Source organism: Psychrobacter sp. CAM01 (genome assembly GCF_032842965.1).
Classification (GTDB): domain Bacteria; phylum Pseudomonadota; class Gammaproteobacteria; order Pseudomonadales; family Moraxellaceae; genus Psychrobacter; species Psychrobacter celer.
This window is the reverse complement of the sequence record NZ_JAWJBL010000008.1, coordinates 258,958-276,546: the sequence shown is the minus strand read 5'-3', so window position 1 is coordinate 276,546 and position 17,589 is coordinate 258,958. Positions and strand designations below refer to the sequence as shown.

14 protein-coding genes are annotated in these 17,589 nt (G+C 48.0%); 5 read left to right on the top strand and 9 right to left on the bottom strand.

Going from position 1 to position 17,589, the window contains the following annotated elements; genetic code table 11:
• Nucleotides 1–129: 129 nt before the first annotated feature.
• Entirely contained in the window at nucleotides 130–1,494 is a 1,365-nt protein-coding gene (locus R0I52_RS04865; RefSeq protein WP_317053397.1) for an MFS transporter, read from the bottom strand.
• Between the two features lie 823 nt (nucleotides 1,495–2,317).
• Between R0I52_RS04865 and uvrA the strand changes: the two genes are divergently transcribed.
• Complete coding sequence (uvrA, locus tag R0I52_RS04860) at nucleotides 2,318–5,224, top strand: excinuclease ABC subunit UvrA (RefSeq protein WP_317053396.1); 2,907 nt, start codon at nucleotides 2,318–2,320, stop codon at nucleotides 5,222–5,224.
• Between the two features lie 117 nt (nucleotides 5,225–5,341).
• On the opposite strand, the gene R0I52_RS04855 is transcribed toward uvrA, so the two are convergent.
• Together R0I52_RS04855 and R0I52_RS04850 are read right to left on the bottom strand one after the other, a co-directional pair.
• Nucleotides 5,342–6,196, bottom strand: coding sequence for a M48 family metallopeptidase (locus tag R0I52_RS04855; protein WP_317053395.1), 855 nt, complete (start codon nucleotides 6,194–6,196; stop codon nucleotides 5,342–5,344).
• Nucleotides 6,197–6,402: 206 nt separating this feature from the next.
• Nucleotides 6,403–6,684 (bottom strand): DUF503 domain-containing protein, encoded by a 282-nt coding sequence (locus R0I52_RS04850; RefSeq protein ID WP_317053394.1) that lies wholly within the window; start codon nucleotides 6,682–6,684, stop codon nucleotides 6,403–6,405.
• Nucleotides 6,685–6,842: 158 nt separating this feature from the next.
• Here R0I52_RS04850 and R0I52_RS04845 point away from each other — a divergent pair, with 158 nt between their 5' ends.
• The 3 genes from R0I52_RS04845 (at nucleotide 6,843) to gorA (ending at nucleotide 9,610) form a co-directional block, all read left to right on the top strand.
• Entirely contained in the window at nucleotides 6,843–7,658 is an 816-nt protein-coding gene (locus R0I52_RS04845; RefSeq protein ID WP_317053777.1) for a threonine/serine exporter ThrE family protein, read from the top strand.
• A 1-nt stretch (nucleotide 7,659) separates the two neighbouring features.
• Nucleotides 7,660–8,112, top strand: coding sequence for a threonine/serine exporter family protein (locus R0I52_RS04840; RefSeq protein WP_075100506.1), 453 nt, complete (start codon nucleotides 7,660–7,662; stop codon nucleotides 8,110–8,112).
• A 142-nt stretch (nucleotides 8,113–8,254) separates the two neighbouring features.
• The gene (gene gorA, locus R0I52_RS04835; RefSeq protein ID WP_317053393.1) at nucleotides 8,255–9,610 is read left to right on the top strand and encodes a glutathione-disulfide reductase; all 1,356 of its coding nucleotides are present in this window, start codon (nucleotides 8,255–8,257) and stop codon (nucleotides 9,608–9,610) included.
• A 104-nt stretch (nucleotides 9,611–9,714) separates the two neighbouring features.
• Here the strand turns inward: gorA and R0I52_RS04830 are convergent, their stop codons facing one another.
• The 4 genes from R0I52_RS04830 to R0I52_RS04815 form a co-directional block, all read right to left on the bottom strand.
• The gene (locus R0I52_RS04830) at nucleotides 9,715–10,185 is read right to left on the bottom strand and encodes a DUF4870 domain-containing protein (protein WP_317053392.1); all 471 of its coding nucleotides are present in this window, start codon (nucleotides 10,183–10,185) and stop codon (nucleotides 9,715–9,717) included.
• 65 nt (nucleotides 10,186–10,250) lie between these two features.
• On the bottom strand, nucleotides 10,251–10,619 hold the full coding sequence (locus tag R0I52_RS04825) for a hypothetical protein (protein ID WP_317053391.1): 369 nt from the start codon (nucleotides 10,617–10,619) through the stop codon (nucleotides 10,251–10,253).
• Between the two features lie 413 nt (nucleotides 10,620–11,032).
• A complete protein-coding gene (locus R0I52_RS04820) occupies nucleotides 11,033–11,629 on the bottom strand; it encodes a GNAT family N-acetyltransferase (protein WP_317053390.1) in 597 nt (198 codons plus the stop codon).
• 92 nt (nucleotides 11,630–11,721) lie between these two features.
• The gene (locus R0I52_RS04815) at nucleotides 11,722–13,359 is read right to left on the bottom strand and encodes an FAD-dependent oxidoreductase (RefSeq protein ID WP_317053389.1); all 1,638 of its coding nucleotides are present in this window, start codon (nucleotides 13,357–13,359) and stop codon (nucleotides 11,722–11,724) included.
• 362 nt (nucleotides 13,360–13,721) lie between these two features.
• On the opposite strand from R0I52_RS04815, the gene truD reads away from it, so the two are divergent.
• Nucleotides 13,722–14,915: a tRNA pseudouridine(13) synthase TruD gene (gene truD / locus R0I52_RS04810; protein WP_410524039.1), complete on the top strand. Its 1,194-nt coding sequence runs from the start codon at nucleotides 13,722–13,724 to the stop codon at nucleotides 14,913–14,915.
• Here truD and R0I52_RS04805 read toward each other — a convergent pair.
• Nucleotides 14,912–16,375: a GGDEF domain-containing protein gene (locus R0I52_RS04805; RefSeq protein WP_317053387.1), complete on the bottom strand. Its 1,464-nt coding sequence runs from the start codon at nucleotides 16,373–16,375 to the stop codon at nucleotides 14,912–14,914. The genes truD and R0I52_RS04805 overlap by 4 nt on opposite strands.
• Nucleotides 16,376–16,664: 289 nt before the next feature.
• The gene (locus R0I52_RS04800) at nucleotides 16,665–17,546 is read right to left on the bottom strand and encodes a PHP domain-containing protein (protein WP_317053386.1); all 882 of its coding nucleotides are present in this window, start codon (nucleotides 17,544–17,546) and stop codon (nucleotides 16,665–16,667) included.
• Between the last annotated feature and the right edge of the window lie 43 nt (nucleotides 17,547–17,589).

Sequence of the window (17,589 nt, the reverse complement as noted above, 5' to 3'; positions counted from 1 at the left end):
CTTTTATTTATGAATAATTTAGTGAATCGTATCTATTATGATTCAATGAAGCCAATGTGCCCCATCATCGTTAATGCTATCGACAATACGATTTTACAGTAATTTGATTTTACTTTAACCAATTTTTATTTAAATATCTAGTGGGCTTTGTGCCAGATGCGACAGTGCTTGTCGCGAGTCGTCGGTGAGCTGGGTTTTGTCCAGCTTAAGATAGGCTACCTGCTCTTTTGCCATCACCACCAGCTCATCTACGCCATCTACCGCCAGCATTTGTCGCGACCAGTCTTGGATATTGATGTTTTTAGGAATGGTAATGGTGGTACTTGATAGATACGGCGGCTGGGCGATCGGAAATATCAGTAATAGCGCCGCGCCCATAATCAGCGCCAGTACGCCCCATGCCAGCAAATTTGGCTGCGTCAAGAGTAAGCCGCCCAGCGCCCCGCCGACAAATGCACCAAAAAACTGACTGGATGAGTTTAGTCCCATTGCTGTGGCTTTATTGGCGACTGGTGCACGCTTGGATATCCAAGACGGTATCGTCGCCTCAAGCAAGTTAAAGCCCATAAAGTATAAGAGCAAACCCAAAACAATCCCAACGCCCACATGGCTACCCAGCGCCAGTAACGCCAGTGCCGCGGTCATCAGGCCAATCGCACCCAAAAACACCTGACGCATTTTGCGCTTTTTTTCTGCGATAATAATAAAGGGTATCGCCACCGCAAAACCAATAAACAACAGTGGCAAATACACCAAGCCCTGCTGACGAACCGACAAACCCAGCACTTCAGAGAGCTGATGCGGCAAAAGAACAAATATCGCCGTCATAGTCAGGTGTAGCGCAAAAATACTGATATGCAGACGGTTTAAATCGCCGATTTTTAGCACACTGGCCAACTGCTGACCGATAGATTTGTTGTCCAAGTTATGTTTGAGCACTCGTAGCGGCGTCGGCACCACAAACAGTAGCATCATTGCCAATACTGCAAAACCCGATGTCAGCCAAAACAAGCCTGACATACCAAGCGACCCCACCAATAAAGGACCAAAGGCAAAGGCCAACATAATAGAGGTGGCAATGGTCAAGCCCATCGTCGCCATCGCTTTGGTACGCATCTCCTCGCGCGTGACATCGGCGAGTAGCGCCATCAATACCGCCGACACCGCACCGCTTCCTGCCAGCGCCCGACCGATGATGACCTCATAAATATCGGTGGCGTTGGCTGCAATCATACCGCCCAAAGCAAACAATATCAGACCCAAAAAGATAATCGGCTTACGCGGAAACTTGTCAGCAGCAAGGCTCATCGGTATCTGAAAAATCGCCTGACCCAGCCCATAAACCCCAACCGCCAAACCAATCAAAAACGGCGTAGCATGCGCATAATTGTCGCCATACACCGAAAACACAGGCACAATCATAAACAGGCCAATCATACGCAGGGCAAAGATGCCGCCGACCCCGAGGATTGCCCGTTTTTCTACGCTATTCATACTTGCCTCACAGGTTTATCATTGCTGATATAGTCGATTCACTCTAAAAATGACGACCAGTAGGTCTATACTTATTTTAAAATAGATTAGCCATATATCAATATCACAGTCGATCTATCAGGGCATTCGCCTACAAATCAAGCCCTCTAAATTAAGGCCCCTAGTATAAGACATTCGCCGTTTGGTTGCCGAGACTTTTGTTTTTTGTTACCAAGTACGTCTCTAGCGGCTTTTTGCCTTGAATAATGCACGCATCATGACAATAAAGTACAACGTTATCAATAAGGTTGCGGATTCGCTTGAGCCATTAAGTACTGACTAAGACAAGCGTACTGGTCAAAACCATAACAAAGGATACCTGTTACGTAACACAGATTTGCTTTAGATTGGCTAAGCCTAACAAAACTTGTGAGATAAAAACGGCCTAGATGGTTTAGCGGCCTTAAACGGTTTCGTTAAAGATTACTCAGCTTATAAAAAACGCGCGCGAAAAAGCACCCACTAAAAAATAGCGTAAAAATCGCAGCGAGGCCTGACAAAGACACTATAAAAACCGAAGCAATAAAAAAAGCGTATCATCTATAAAAGCATCGCTTATAAATCGCTTGTAAATAGTTATCGTAAAAACATAGCTTACAAAAACGCTGTTTATAAAAACCAGCTATCTTTTGCGTCACTATTTTGACCCTCATACACTTTAAAAATAATATAGCGCGACTGGGATGCTGTTTTACATGGCTGGTTTAAATGTAGGTTGCGCTCACTACTTCTTATACATCAGTATTTTTATCCATCACTTTAGCAAATAGGAAACCTATCACCGATGGCAAATGACCACATTGCAATACGCGGCGCCCGCACGCACAACCTAAAAAACATCGATCTGGACATCCCGCGCGATAAGTTCGTGGTAATCACAGGTTTATCTGGCTCTGGTAAATCGTCCTTGGCGTTTGACACCTTGTATGCTGAAGGGCAACGCCGCTATGTCGAGAGCCTGTCTGCCTATGCGCGTCAGTTTCTCTCACAAATGGAAAAACCAGAAGTCGATAGCATCGAGGGACTCTCCCCTGCAATTGCGATCGAACAAAAATCCACCAACCACAACCCGCGCTCGACGGTCGGTACCATCACCGAGATCTATGACTATCTGCGCCTACTCTATGCCCGTATCGGCACGCCTTATTGCCCTGAGCATGGTGAACCCATGGTGGCGCAGTCTGTCACTGAGATGGTCGATCAGATCATGGCGCTGCCGACAGATACCAAGCTTATGATCCTGGCTCCTGTGATTCGTGAGCGCAAAGGCGAACATACGGTCTTACTTGAGCAATTGATTGGGCAAGGCTTCGTCCGTGTGCGTGTCGATGGCGACGTCTATGATACCGACGAGCTACCCACGCTCGATAAAAAGAAAAAACACACCATCGAAGTCGTCGTCGATCGTTTTAAAGTCCGTGACGATTTGGGTAACCGCGTCGCCGAAAGTTTGGAGACTGCCCTACGCTTAGGCCAAGGTCTGGTCACACTACACTTTATGGATGGCAACCCAAACGCAGACAGTGCTGACGACCAAGTGATGTCAGCCAAGCACTCCTGCCCTGTCTGTGACCGAGCCGTGCCTGAGCTTGAGCCGCGGATGTTTAGTTTTAACAACCCGTACGGCGCTTGCCCAAGCTGTGACGGTCTGGGTAAACGGCAATATTTTGCTGCCGAAAAGCTCATCACTCATCATGAAAAATCGCTCAACCAAGGCGCAATCAATGGTTGGGACAAGCGTCATGCCTATTATTTTGGCCTGCTCTCTACCGTCTGCAAGCACTTTGACATCGATATGGATGCGCCGTGGCAAGCACTGCCAAAAGCGCAACAAGACATCATCATGCACGGCTCTGGTAAAGAAAAACTGAGCTTTAACTTCACCGATGAGCGCGGGCGCAAGACCAATAAGACGGTACCATTTGAAGGCGTATTACCCTACCTTGAACGCCGTTATGCCAAAACGCAAAGTAACCTTGTGCGTGATGAGCTAGCAAAATATCTGGCTGACACCACTTGTAACGTCTGCGATGGCGCGCGCCTCAATGAAATCTCGCGCAACGTGCGTGTCGATGAGCAGACCATCGCCGATATCGTCAAGCTATCTATCGGTGATGCCGCTGACTATTATAAAACCTTAAAAATTGGCGGCCATAAAGGCGAAGTGGCGGAAAAAATCTTTAAAGAAATCAATGAGCGCTTAAACTTCCTCGTCAGTGTCGGGCTAGATTATTTGACCCTTGCTCGCTCTGCTGAGACGCTATCGGGCGGGGAGGCACAGCGTATCCGTCTTGCCAGCCAAATCGGTGCCGGTCTCATGGGCGTTATGTATGTGCTCGATGAGCCGTCCATTGGTCTGCATCAACGCGATAACGACCGCTTGCTGAAAACTTTAACGCGCCTGCGTGACTTGGGTAATACGGTACTGGTCGTTGAGCATGACGAAGATGCGATTCGTCAAGCGGATCACGTCATCGATATCGGTATCGGCGCAGGCGTGCATGGCGGTCATATCATCGCCCAAGGTACGATCGATGAGATCATGGCGACCCCAGACTCGCTGACCGGACAATATATGTCTGGCGAGAAAAAAATCGAGATTCCCAAAGTACGGCATAAAGCCAAGACCATGGAAGTTGAGACCAAAGGTAAAGCCAAACCAAAGCAGGTGCCAATGACAATCGAGCTAAAAGGCGCGTCAGGTAACAACTTAAAAGGCGTCGATCTGAGCTTACCAGTCGGTGTGATGACCTGTGTCACTGGTGTATCCGGCTCGGGCAAATCAACCTTGATCAACCGCACCTTGATGCCGATCGCAGCGACTCAGTTAAACAATGCGTCTACCCTTATCGCGGATAAGCATGACAGCATCAGCGGGCTTGAGCATTTGGACAAAATGGTCGATATCGATCAAAGCCCAATCGGTCGTACCCCGCGCTCAAATCCTGCCACTTATACTGGCGTGTTTACCCCTGTGCGTGAAATGTTTGCTCAAACGCCTGAGGCGCGCGCCCGTGGTTATAAACCCGGCCGCTTTAGCTTCAACGTCAAAGGCGGACGCTGTGAGATGTGTCAGGGCGATGGCCTGATTAAAGTTGAGATGCACTTCTTACCAGATATGTATGTGCCGTGTGATAGCTGCCACGGCAAACGCTATAACCGCGAGACGCTAGAGATTTACTATAAAGGCAAAACCATCGCCGATGTGCTAGAGATGACGGTGGAGGATGCCACTGAGTTTTTCTCAGCCATTCCTGCGATTCATCGTCGTCTGCAAGCGCTGATGGATGTGGGGCTAAGCTACATTCGCCTAGGTCAATCCGCGCCTACCCTATCAGGCGGTGAAGCGCAGCGAGTCAAACTGGCGCGTGAGCTGGCCAAGCGTGACACGGGACAAACGCTCTATATTTTGGATGAGCCGACCACTGGCCTGCATTTCCATGATATCGACAAGCTGCTTAATATCCTGCATGCGCTACGTGATAAAGGTAACACCATCGTGGTCATCGAGCATAACTTGGATGTCATCAAAACTGCCGATTGGGTGATTGATCTTGGCCCTGAAGGCGGTAAAGGCGGCGGCATGATCATCGCTGAAGGTACGCCTGAGAAAGTGGCAGAAGTCAAAGGCTCATACACTGGTGAGTTTTTAAAGCCGATGCTTACGCAGGCGGTGTCTGAGGCGGGTTAAGTTTTACTTTTAGTTGTTATTTAACGGCTGCTCTTTTGAGCTGCCCCATAAGTTGGATACAACTAACTTATGGGGACAGTTCAGTTTGACTTACCCTTTTTGATGTTATGTACTGATTTATTTATGTTTAATCGTCCGAGTCACTACCCCAGTCGTGGTGCCACTCATGGTATTGGTCGGCGCTTTTACAGCGGCTTGATAAATCGGCATCACGTCAGGTAGCAGTGCTTGAATTTTGGCGATACGCTGCCCTGAGTTTGGATGCGTAGACATCAACGTGACTAAGGTGTTGCTGCGACCATTTGCCGCTTCCATTTTTTTCCATACTGCAATGGCAGCTTCTGGATTGTAGCCTGCTTGCGCCATCAAACGTAAGCCACCTGCATCGGCTTGTGATTCTTGACTACGAGAAAACGGCTTATCAATTCCAAAGTCACTAATCAAACCCAGCGCCTCATTACTCAGCCCTGTTTCCGCCTGTATCGCAGCACCCCCTAACTGAAGTGCTAGGCTTGTCAGAATTTTTTGCCCAGCATCCTTTTTGCTGTGCTCAGCTAACGCATGGGTCATTTCGTGTCCCATGATTGCCGCGATCTCTGCATCTGTCAACTGTAGCTTCTCTACAATACCGGTATAAAATGCCATTTTACCACCAGGCATTGCCCAAGCGTTTAATTCAGGCGAGCGTATCACAGTGACCTGCCAATCAAAGGGCACCCCTGTTGTGTTAGCGCGTATAGCATAGGGCTTCATACGATGAAAAACCCGATTTACTCGCGCGGCGGTGGCAGAGGTATTGTCTACCGCGCCTTGACTATGAGCGCTAGAAACCACTTGCGAATAGCTTTTTGCCGCATCGATATTCATGGTAGCAGTATCATATCCTGCAATATCAGCAACCGTGGTGCAGCCTGCTAAAGTAGTAACCGTAGTCAGCAATAGTGCATTTTTTATTTTTTGAAACGTTGTCATCAGACGTCCTATTTGAGAGCCATAACCATTACAATGTAACCAATATGTAACTAATGTGTCTAAATTGCACAAAGAGATTATCATGGTAAAAAACAAAAGTCTATCAATTTAACAGTCTATTGTTTGGTTATATTAAGATTGTACGCTCATCCTAACCGCTAAGTTAGGTTTTTCTTCATTGCGGCAAAATGGATAACGGACTTAATCTAAACAAACTCCCGCTCCACATTCATCACCCGCGCATCTACCGTGCGCTCTATCTTCTCCTCAATTTGACTACATTGCGACTCGACCTCACGTTTGGATAATCCAACGATCACAAACGTCCACTCGCTGGCGTCATGCCGATCACGCTCACCGCTCTCACAGACGGCGACGCTTGGCGTATTGCCAAAGCGCGCATGCAAGCCGCCCATACGTTGACGTTTTTCTTTAAGTGAACGACAGCCAGCTAGCGCAAAAGTCAGGGTTAAGATAGCGATATGCATTTTATTCTCCTTGCGGCAAGGGTTTACGCCTTATAATAGTAGCAAATCAATAGCGCAAGTTATGCTATCGTTACCTTACTGTATCGATACGTCATCACTACTTCTCATCCCTTATAACCCTCATAAGAGCGACAGTAGCCAACATGCCCAGCTTACCCATGACTTCTATCAGCTACGTACAGCAGCAGCGCATCACTCGGCTATGCGTGCGCTGCGGATTACTTCTTATGCAGTATGGCGCAGAGTCTGCGGTGGTGGTGGATTTATCCAAACGCTTGGGGCTGGCCTTAGGCATGAACAGCGTCGAATGTTCGCTGAACTTTAACGCCATTACCTTGACCACCATCTGTGATGAGCGCTGTATCACCACCACCCGAGACACCATTAACCAAAGCATCAATGTCAATTTACTCGTACAAATCCAGCAAATCATCAATAAAACCGAAGCCAATACCAATAGCGGCAAGCTAGGTAGCAATACGCTAAAGTCTGAGCTGACGAACCGCACCATCCTTGCCTTTGATGAGCTAGATAAAGCGGTGTACCCAACATGGTTGGTGGGCATATTTGTAGGGGCGTCTTGCGCCGCATTTGCCTATTTAAACGGCGGCAGCTGGGCAATTACTGGGGTGACCTTTATCGCCGGCATGGTGGCGATGTTTACTCGTATTTATTTGTCCAAGCATCATTTCAACCCCTTTATCACCGTCATTGCCACCGCTTTTATCGCTTCCTTAATCGGAGCGACGACTTATTATTTTGATATTGGCAATAATGCCGATATTGCGGTGGCCTCTAGTGTACTGCTACTGGTGCCCAGCTTTCCTTTGATCAACTCCTTATCCGATATCTTAAAGGGCTATGTCAATATCGGCGTTGGGCGGGCGGTGTTTACTTATATGCTGACCTTGTCCGCGTGCGTGGGCATCGTCATGGCGCTGGTGTTACTGCAAATACAGCATTGGGGGTTTTGATATGTGGCTCATTGAGACTGTCGCGCTATCATGCATCATCACTCTTGGTTGGACGCTGATGTTTACCGTGCCCAAACGCTATATTTTGCCGTGTTTGCTGATGACGGCGTTTGGCTTTGGACTAAAAACCGCCCTTGTCTATCAGCATGTCCATCTGGCGGTGGCCAGCTTTTTTGGGGCGATGCTTGCCAGCTTTTTGGGCGTATATTTTTCTAAAAAATACACCCTACCGCCCAAAGCGCTGATCTCCCCTAGTGTCATCTGTATGATGCCCGGTATCGCCGCTTATAAGGCAATGGTGAGTATGGTACAGATAGGTTATTTTGGTTTTTCGGACGAGTTATTTAGCCAAATGATGGTGTATTTGTTTGAGGCCTTGTTTGTAACCTCAGGGTTGGTGTTGGGTCTGTCCATTCCTGGGCTGTTATTTTATAGACGTCGCGCCATTGTTTAGGTATCGTTTATAGTATGTTGGGTCTTTGCCCATTCTCTTAATAGCGGCTGTTTATGTTGTACCATACCCACCGTGGTCGGTTGCACCCTGCCGCGACAATACTCAAGACAGCACTTATCAATCATACATACAAGGATAAAACATGAGCAAACATTATGATTATATCGCCATTGGCGGCGGTAGCGGCGGTATTGCTTCAATCAACCGCGCGGCCAGCTACGGCAAAAAATGCGCCATTATCGAAGCGGAACAATTAGGCGGTACGTGCGTCAACTGGGGCTGCGTGCCCAAAAAAGTGATGTGGTACGGCGCGCAAGTGGCCGAAGCGATTGAGAAGTATGCACCAGATTATGGCTTTGATGTGGAATTAAAAAACTTTGACTTTCAAAAGCTGGTACAAAGCCGCCAGCAGTATATCCAAAATATCCACCGCGCTTATGACAATAATTTGGCCAAAAACGGCGTGGAAGTAATCAAAGGCTTTGCTAAGTTTGTCGATACCAATACGGTCGAAGTCAATGGCGAGCATATCACTGCCGATCATATCCTGATTGCGACGGGCGGTCATCCGATTAAGCCTGATATCAAAGGCGCAGAGCACGGCATCGATTCTGATGGTTTTTTTAAATTGACTCATTTGCCCAAACGCGTCGCTATCGCGGGCGCAGGTTATATCGCAGTCGAAATCGCGGGCGTGCTCAACAGTCTCGGCGCTGAGGTACATCTCTATGTCCGCCAGCATTCGCCGCTGCGCTCGTTTGATCACACTATCGTCGAGGCGCTGCTGATAGAGATGGAGCAAGACGGTATTCATCTGCATACCAACACCACACTCACCGAAGTCAATAAAAACGAAGATGGCTGTTTAGAGCTGTTCACCAAAGATGGCACGCTTGATACGGTCGATTGCTTGATTTGGGCAATTGGGCGCGCGCCTTCAACCGACAACATCAACCTACAGGTAACGGGCGTAGAAACCACCGAGTTTGGCAAAATCAAAGTCGATAAATTCCAAAATACCAATATCGATGGTATTTACGCGGTCGGTGATATTATCGAAAATAGTATTGATCTGACACCAGTCGCTATCGCCGCTGGTAGGCGTCTGTCTGAGCGCTTGTTTAACGACAAGACCGATGAGCATTTAACATACGAGCTGGTACCGACGGTGATTTTTACTCACCCTGCGATTGGGACGGTTGGCTTATCTGAGATCGATGCGGTGGCGCAGTATGGTAAAGACAATATCAAATGCTACACCTCGACCTTTACCTCAATGTATAGCGCGGTGACGCAGCATCGCCAAAAGTGCGTGATGAAGCTGGTGTGCTTAGGTGAGGAAGAAAAAATCATCGGCTTACATGGCATCGGTTACGGTGTCGATGAGATGCTGCAAGGCTTTGCAGTGGCGATCAAGATGGGTGCGACTAAGGCTGACTTTGACAATACCGTCGCCATCCATCCGACAGGTGCAGAAGAGTTTGTGACGATGCGTTAGTAGATACTGCTAGGTGCTGCTGTGCTGATTTTAGCACAGCAGCTTCATTGACAACACAATGTCAAAATTTAGCATCTACGATAATTTTAATATGAAGGCTGATGTTACTTAATCAGACGAATATTAAAGGGTACTCGAAAGTCTTGACCAGAGGAACACTTGATGGCGCCCATCACACAAAACACCAGATGCGAAAAGCCAAACAGCACCAGTGCTAGCATTGGAATCATCGCTAAAGGCGCAAATATAAAGGTCAAAATAAAACCAAGTATCATCGCCACAACCCATAACACAACATAGACGACTAAAAAGGTGATGGACCAGTTTAGCGCTTCTTTGGCTTGCGTTTGGACATAAGCGTCTTCTTTTTTCATCAGCATGATGACAAGTGGCGGGATAAAACCGAAGAACAAACACCCCAACCAGTTTAGTAGGGCCATATTCGTAGAGTCTTGTTTTAGCTCAGCACCAGACGCTTGGATAATCGTCCCAGCGTCAGTTGTTTGAGCGCCACTTTGATTTGCGCCTAGATCTTTATTGATATTTGTCTGCTGTTGTTGGGTACTGTTGGGCATCGCTAATGACTTCCTATTTGGGTCAAATGAATCGCACGTAACATTGTAGCTGTGTCGCTGTCGTTTTAGTTACCTAGTGCCCATTCATCGTTGACTTTATATACTAAAGAATTGGTGCTGTTGGTTTGGCTATTACCGCCGATACTGTGTGTGATGCTGGCTGTGCATCGGTAAGTGTCTTTTCCATCAGCCGCGTCGCAATTTACATCACTCACATTCTCAAGGGTTGGCATCATGCCAGCCATCATACTACCTACCGCTTTTGCCATCTCATCATCCCCAGCTTGTGACATGGCCCCTTCCATCATACTATTGGCTTGTTGATACTGATCTTCTATCAGTCCTTCAACCGTACTAGCAGAAGGCGCATCCGAACATGCCGCGAGTAACGGGATAGATATGGCTAGCACCAATAATGTCTTAAAATGTACCATGTCATTCTCATTGTATCTAATATGTTTCTCGATTATACAGACACCTTACTAAAAACCAAACATAATTTCTAGATATTTGCCGATAAATATAAAAAATAGCCTTTGTATTTAGGTTCAAGAAAATGTTTAACGCATCACAGATACAGACAGCACAATCCTGATGCTGCTATGATGCGTTTAATAATGACCGTTGCGAGATGACTGTGTGGCAGATGTACCTTTTTATATTACCCGTGGGCTTAGGCATCATGACCTTGGCAGGGAGTTTGCTATTTTTATTCGCTTTTCTTATGTCTGATGATAATGCCACGCGCGTACCAGCTTTTACTTGGTTTAAGCGCTTGATTATCGTGGCATTTATCTTGTTGAGTGTCGGCCTGTTTATGACCTTTGGGCATTTTTGGGGTTAGGGTTTACGCACTCACCACTTTTTCTAATTCCAATAACTCTAAATCCTGACGTTTTGGTTCGCCATTATTGCCGTCATCTGGGAATGGCATTTTATTACCATTTAATTGATATCCTCGGCGCTGATAGTAGGCTAATAGCTCAGGACGATGGCTCAAGATAGACATCGTCAGACGACTGGGTCGATCGTTATCTGCTAGGTGCCGCGTAGCAAACGTCTCTGCCGCTTGTAATATCTCATTGCCAACGCCGCACCCTTGCAGCTCTGGATGCACGGCAAACATACCGATATAAGCACAAGTGGCTACATTGTCATCTGTTTTTATGTCCACTGCGATGCAGCCTAGCAGCTCACCTGTTTCTGCGTCATCACGTGCGCCTGTCGTGGTTTTTGGATAAACAAACAGGTAGTGTTTTGGATGATCGATGACGCTTGCCAACTCGTCTGCCGTGGTACGAATACCGCCCACCAGATCCGCTTCATTCGTCCAGCCTGCGCTCTCTCGGTAGCAGCGGTTTAGTAGCTGCTCAAGCGCGGCGATATCGGCGCGGCGGGCTTGCCGCAAAAAAACAGCATCCTTACTTATAATCTCTTTATTCATACTCTGTGATATCCTTTTACTATTACGATATAAAAAGCTGACTTGAATAATCAAGCCAGCTTTTTATAGTAAACCTTATCCGCCTCTAAATGCTAGCGCGACAGTAGTTGTGCTTGCTCAATCATGTCAAATCCGGCACTGAGCTGCGCGCGCGTTGGCGCATGACCACGGCGTAATAGCTCAGAAAACGCGATCAGCGCTTTGTCTCGTCCAAGCGAGCTTGCAGCACTGGCGCGGGTGTCTTCCGCCTCATCATCAAAGTAGTATTCGATGTAGTCTAGACTATCTGGCGAGCCAAACAACATGCCATTATCAGGGGTTGCGGCATGTCCGCTGTAGCGTAGGCTTTTGCCATACTGTCCAGTCCAAAAAAACGGAATACGCTCCTCTAGCGAGTTTATATTGTCTTCATTTAAAATAGCAGCAGCCGTTACCATGCCATGCTGTAAGGCCATGCGCCAATGCTCAATACGCATGCGCCCCATCTGATTGGTGGCTTTGGCAATATCGCCCAGTACATAGACGCCGTCGCGTAGCTGTAGGTGCTTATCGACTTGCACGCCATCGGGGTCATTTACTTCATTTAATATCTCGGTACGTGGTGCCACGCCCGTACCCAAAATCACCACATCTGCGGCCAGCGTACTGCCGTCTGACAGTGTGACACCGCTGACGTGACTGCCATCTCCATTGATGCTCTCAACACCAGTACCAAATACAAAGCGCACCCCATTTTCTTCATGCAGTTTGATGAGCGCATTACTCACCGCCTCAGAGACGATATTGCTCATGACGCGGCGACTGCGCCCGACGATAGTGACGGAGGCGGCATTACCCGCCTGCATCAGCGCTGATGCTGCCTCCATGCCGATAAATCCTGTACCGACGATCAGCACGTGCTTGTCTGTTGTTGCAGTTTTGATCGCTTTAGCATCGTCCATACTACGTAGCGTATAGACGCCCGCTAGCTCAGCACCTTGAAATGGCGGTATCTTCGGCTCAGCGCCTGTTGCCACCACCAAAAAATCCGCAGTCTGCTGCTCGTGGTTACCATCGCCGCCTTCAATGACAATCGTACGCCCATTGGGCAGTACTGCGCTGACGGTTTGGTTTAGGCGCAGCTCAATGTTGTTGTTACTGGCCCACTCGCGGCCACCTAGTATCAGATACTTCTCATCCATCTTGTCTGCCAAAAACATTTTGGACAATAAAGGACGGTTGTAAGGGGCGTAACTGTCCTTACTAATTAAGGTAATTTTGCCGCCATAACCCGTATGACGTAGCTGATTGGCGGTCATAAATCCTGCACCACCACCGCCTACGATGATGGTATGCGTGTCGGTCAGCTTGTCATTTTCGGTACGGCTATCTATCTTGGCCGCGGTATCCACCACCAACCGCTCGCCCTCATCGATCAGCTCATATTGAGTCAGGCCGCGCATCGCGACAGGCTCTAATAGCGTACCGTCGCGGCTGTCAAAACTACCATGATGCCATGGACAGATCACTCTATCGCCGCAGCGCAACCCCTCACCTAAATCGGCACCGGCATGGGGACATTTGCCATCAAATGCACTAAACTCATCACGGTCACGCGTGACTAAAATGATGCTATCGTCCTCTTGTTTATAAGACTTCATGCCACCATCTGGGATGTCGGACTTATTGATGGTCACTAGATTTTTGGCGGCGATTTTGTCAGCGGCTTGATTATTGTTTGTTTGGCTCATAGGTCATCCTTAACAGTTATCATTGATAGGCTGGCATCCGTATTGGCTTAGGCGGGCTTGGGCAGGATTGTATTAGCTCAAACCAAAAGTCCATTTATAGACATTTAGACACTACATTCAAAAATACGTATTATCTGATAGTAGCAAGACCCCTTGGCTGACGCTGTTTATTTGTATGCTTGCCTCGTTGCAAAACGTAACTTTTTTGCTGTCATTTTCATGACCTATATTCTCATTACTTACTTTTGTCTCGCGTACGCCTCCTTACCCTTATCAAAACAAAAGACACCTTTATGACTTCCCAAGATCAAGATAATCAGAACAATACAAAGACACATCAGCCATCCACTCATGAGCGGGCTATGAGCGACGCGCTGACAAGCACTGATATACCGACCAGCACTGATATAAAAGCGGCAACAGACACCGAGCGGCTGCCGCAGCCTATGCCGCAACCTTTAAGGCAGGCAACTTATAAAACCCAAAACAATGACTTCATTGTCAATGAAATATTGCCGCTTGACTTCACAGGCGAGGGTGAGCACTTGTGGCTACATATCGAAAAATCAGGGATAAATACGGCCTATCTGGCCAAGCTACTATCAGAATGGGCAGAGATTCCGTTGCGTGATGTCGGTTATTCGGGGCTCAAAGACCGTCATGCGCTGACGACGCAGTGGTTTAGCTTAAGAATCCCCAAAAAACAACTGCCCGACTCGGATTTTGCCCCAGTAGACATCAGCGACAACGAGTCCGTCACCATCATCGCCCAGCATTGGCACCACAAAAAGCTCAATCGCGGTACTCACCGTGCCAATCAATTTACCATTACCCTACGAGAGATCGAATTTGCCAGTAATATCTCAGCTATTGACGCCAAGCAAGCGACCGAACAGCATCTGGCTACTATCAGCAAAACAGGCGTGCCCAATTACTTTGGCCCCCAGCGTTTTGGTTATGAAGGCAACAACATCGCAGAAGCCCTACGGCTATTTGCTCGTCCCATACCGGCGAGCAAACCAAAAACCAAAAATAGTAAACGCAAACGCGCGCCACGTGAGCAAAACGCCATGGAGCTGTCTGCGGCTCGTAGTCTGATATTTAATGAGATATTGGCAGCCAGAGTCCGCGTAGGCAACTGGGATAATGGGCTGGCAGGTGAGGTATTTAACTTAGACGGCTCAGGCTCGATATTTGGCAGTGAGGCAATAGACGATGCCTTACGCGCACGGATGATGAGTGGTGATATTCATCCGACTGGCGTGCTGTGGGGCGTGGGTAACGATAAGGTCAGCGGCATGGCAGCGCAGCTTGAGAGCGACATTGTGAAAAACAACGCCTTATTGACACAGCTGGCTAAGGGCTTAGAGCAGCGCGATGTCAAAGCCCAGCGCCGAGCACTGCGTTTGCCAATTGAAGCGCTAAGCTGGGAGTGGTTAGATGCGTCCGAGAGCAATGAGCAAGCGCTGATACTAAGCTTTACCTTGACGACTGGCAGCTTTGCCACCAGTGTATTGGCCAGCATCGTCCAGCATTTACAGTTGGGCTCAGCTTAGATACCACACAGCATCACATGGCGGCTATTTTCGCTGACGAACATGTGATTGGCACTGACCACTTGGTCGCGGCCACGGTCTTTTGCTTCATAGAGCGCCTTGTCCGCTGTACAGATTAAACGCTGGCAAATATCAGGTGGCAAAAGGGTCTGATACTCTGGCGATAAGGCGGATCTGTGGTGGCGGGGTTTGCCTGCGGGCGCTGGTTGCAGCGCCGCCTCTAACTGTAGCTGCTCTGTACGGGCTTGTTTCATACACACGCTTTGTTCGTGAGTGAACGTGTATAGCCCCAAGCTTGCGGTGACGCTAAACGCCTCATTATCATCGACCTTGATGATGTGCTTGCTGATGTCTTTGCGGAGCTGTTCGGCGATGAGCATTGCCCCATCGTGACTCGTGGCTGGCAGGACAATCAAAAACTCTTCGCCGCCATAGCGGCTCACGATGGCCGAATCGGTCAATGCCTGCGTCAGCGTCTGCGCCACTTCAAACAACACCTGATCGCCGACCTCATGGCCATAGGTGTCATTGATGTCTTTAAACCAATCCAAATCTAGCAAGATAACGCTAAAGTCCTGCCCATCTTGTAGCTCTTTTAGCGCTTGCTTCATCTGCGTCAAACCGTATCGACGATTTTTGAGCTGGGTTAGCTCGTCTTGATTGGCATGCTTTAATATCTCATTTTTGCTGTCATCTAATATCAACAACAACGTACGAAACATATAAACGATAAAGATTGCTTTGGGTAAGGCCAGTAGCACGTGGGTTGCGCGCCAAAAAAACGTCGAAGAGCGCTGTAGCTCACTGATACTCGACCAGTCTAACGTCACCCCTTTAAACACCGAGGTGGCAAGCGTGTTTTCAATCGCCATCAGCTCGTTGTACGTCAGGTAGTTTTGGCTGTCTAAAAATGGATAAACAAACGTCAGTTGGCGCAAGTTGGGCAGATGAATACCGAAGTAAGGCGCCAAGATAGCCAATAAAATCAGAGCAATCTGTAGCAAAAACACGCGCCACGCATAGCGGCGTTTGATCAGCATCATCCCAAGCATCGCACCGCCTACCAGCGAGACACCCGCAAACAAACTGCTATAACCGACCATGACGATCACAGTGGCGATATAAAAAGTATAAGGCACCACCAACAGCAGCTGCCATTTGTTTAAGTTTTTGTTTTTTATGGCAGTCGTTTGCCGTTTAAGATGCGACAGATGGCGTGCGATACCCCAAAAAAACACACCCATCACCGTGATGCCAAACCACAGCGGATACAACAGATGGATATAAACATAAGCGCCTAAGGCATCTTGATACCACCAGACAAACGCACACCAAAGCCAGTGTAAAAACACCTCCATCAAGATAAATACTGCCAATAAAGCAGTCCTATCAGCAGCTTGCCATTCAAAGATTGCTCGTGAAAGTCGCTTGTAGCCTAAATGAGGAACCGATACAGACATAGTTTGGCTACCGCAAAAAATATAAATACACCAGACATAACATGAGTGAAAGCAACCAACGACTACAACTGCTATATAAGAATAAGCGTCTATTAAAGATAAGCTCAGATAACTGCATGGGTAAGAGATAAACATTCTACCCATCGTACAAACGCTGGCCACCACTTAAGTGTGGCAAGATTTTTCTGAGGTTTCAATCTGTTTTGGCTATTTATTAGACAAACGCTCACCTCAAAATGTAACCAAATAAGCGGCAGCAGCGCGCTTCTAGACAAATGTATATGAGCCGTTAGCCAAGCGTGGTAAACGACTGCCAGACGCCTTGTTGGTCAGGTGTCAATACAGGAACGTCGCCCAAGCGCCGCCACGGCATATTGCTACCATGAAAGTCACTACCAACCGAGGCCACCAAATTGTTGGCAGCGATACTACGATCGACCATGCGGCGGGTGCTGATAGGCTCACTAGTGGCAGGCAGCTCACAACCATCACCGCCCAGCCCAGCAAACTCTTCGATCAGCTTACGCACCCGCGTGGCTGATAGATGATAACGCGTCGGATGCGCCAATACAGCCTTGCCGCCACACGCATGTATTAGCTCGATACCCTCAGCCATGCTCAGCGCATCGATTGCCACATAGGCAGGTTTATTATCTGCCAAGTATTTATCAAAGGCCTTTTGTACCGTTTTGACATCGCCGCGTTCAAACAATACCTGACCGATATGGGCGCGCCCGACCCCTTGCGGGTTGCCACCGGCTTTACCCAGTACAGCTTGCCACAGCTCCTCATAATCGAGACTTAATAACTCACTAAGCTTCTCAGTGATTTTCTGACCGCGACTGGCGCGGCTGTCTTGTAATTGCTGCAAAGTTACGTGCATTTTATCTCGGTCAGTAAAATCCAGCCCCAGCACATGGATGATTTTTCTGGTTGATTTGTTTTTGCCATAGCCGCCGCTCAGCGTATGCTCACAGCTAATCTCAACCCCATTAATCAGCTGCATACCGCAGGCCGTCGCCGCTGCCCGCGCCTCATCAATCCCCGCCAGCGTATCATGATCGGTCAGTGCCAATACATTGACGCCAGCTGCGTGGGCACGTTGCACCACTTCAGTCGGTGCATAAGTACCATCAGAGCAGGTACTGTGACAATGTAAATCAAATTTCATAAAATAAGCCTTAGCTTTAATAGTATATAAAAGTATAAAAAGT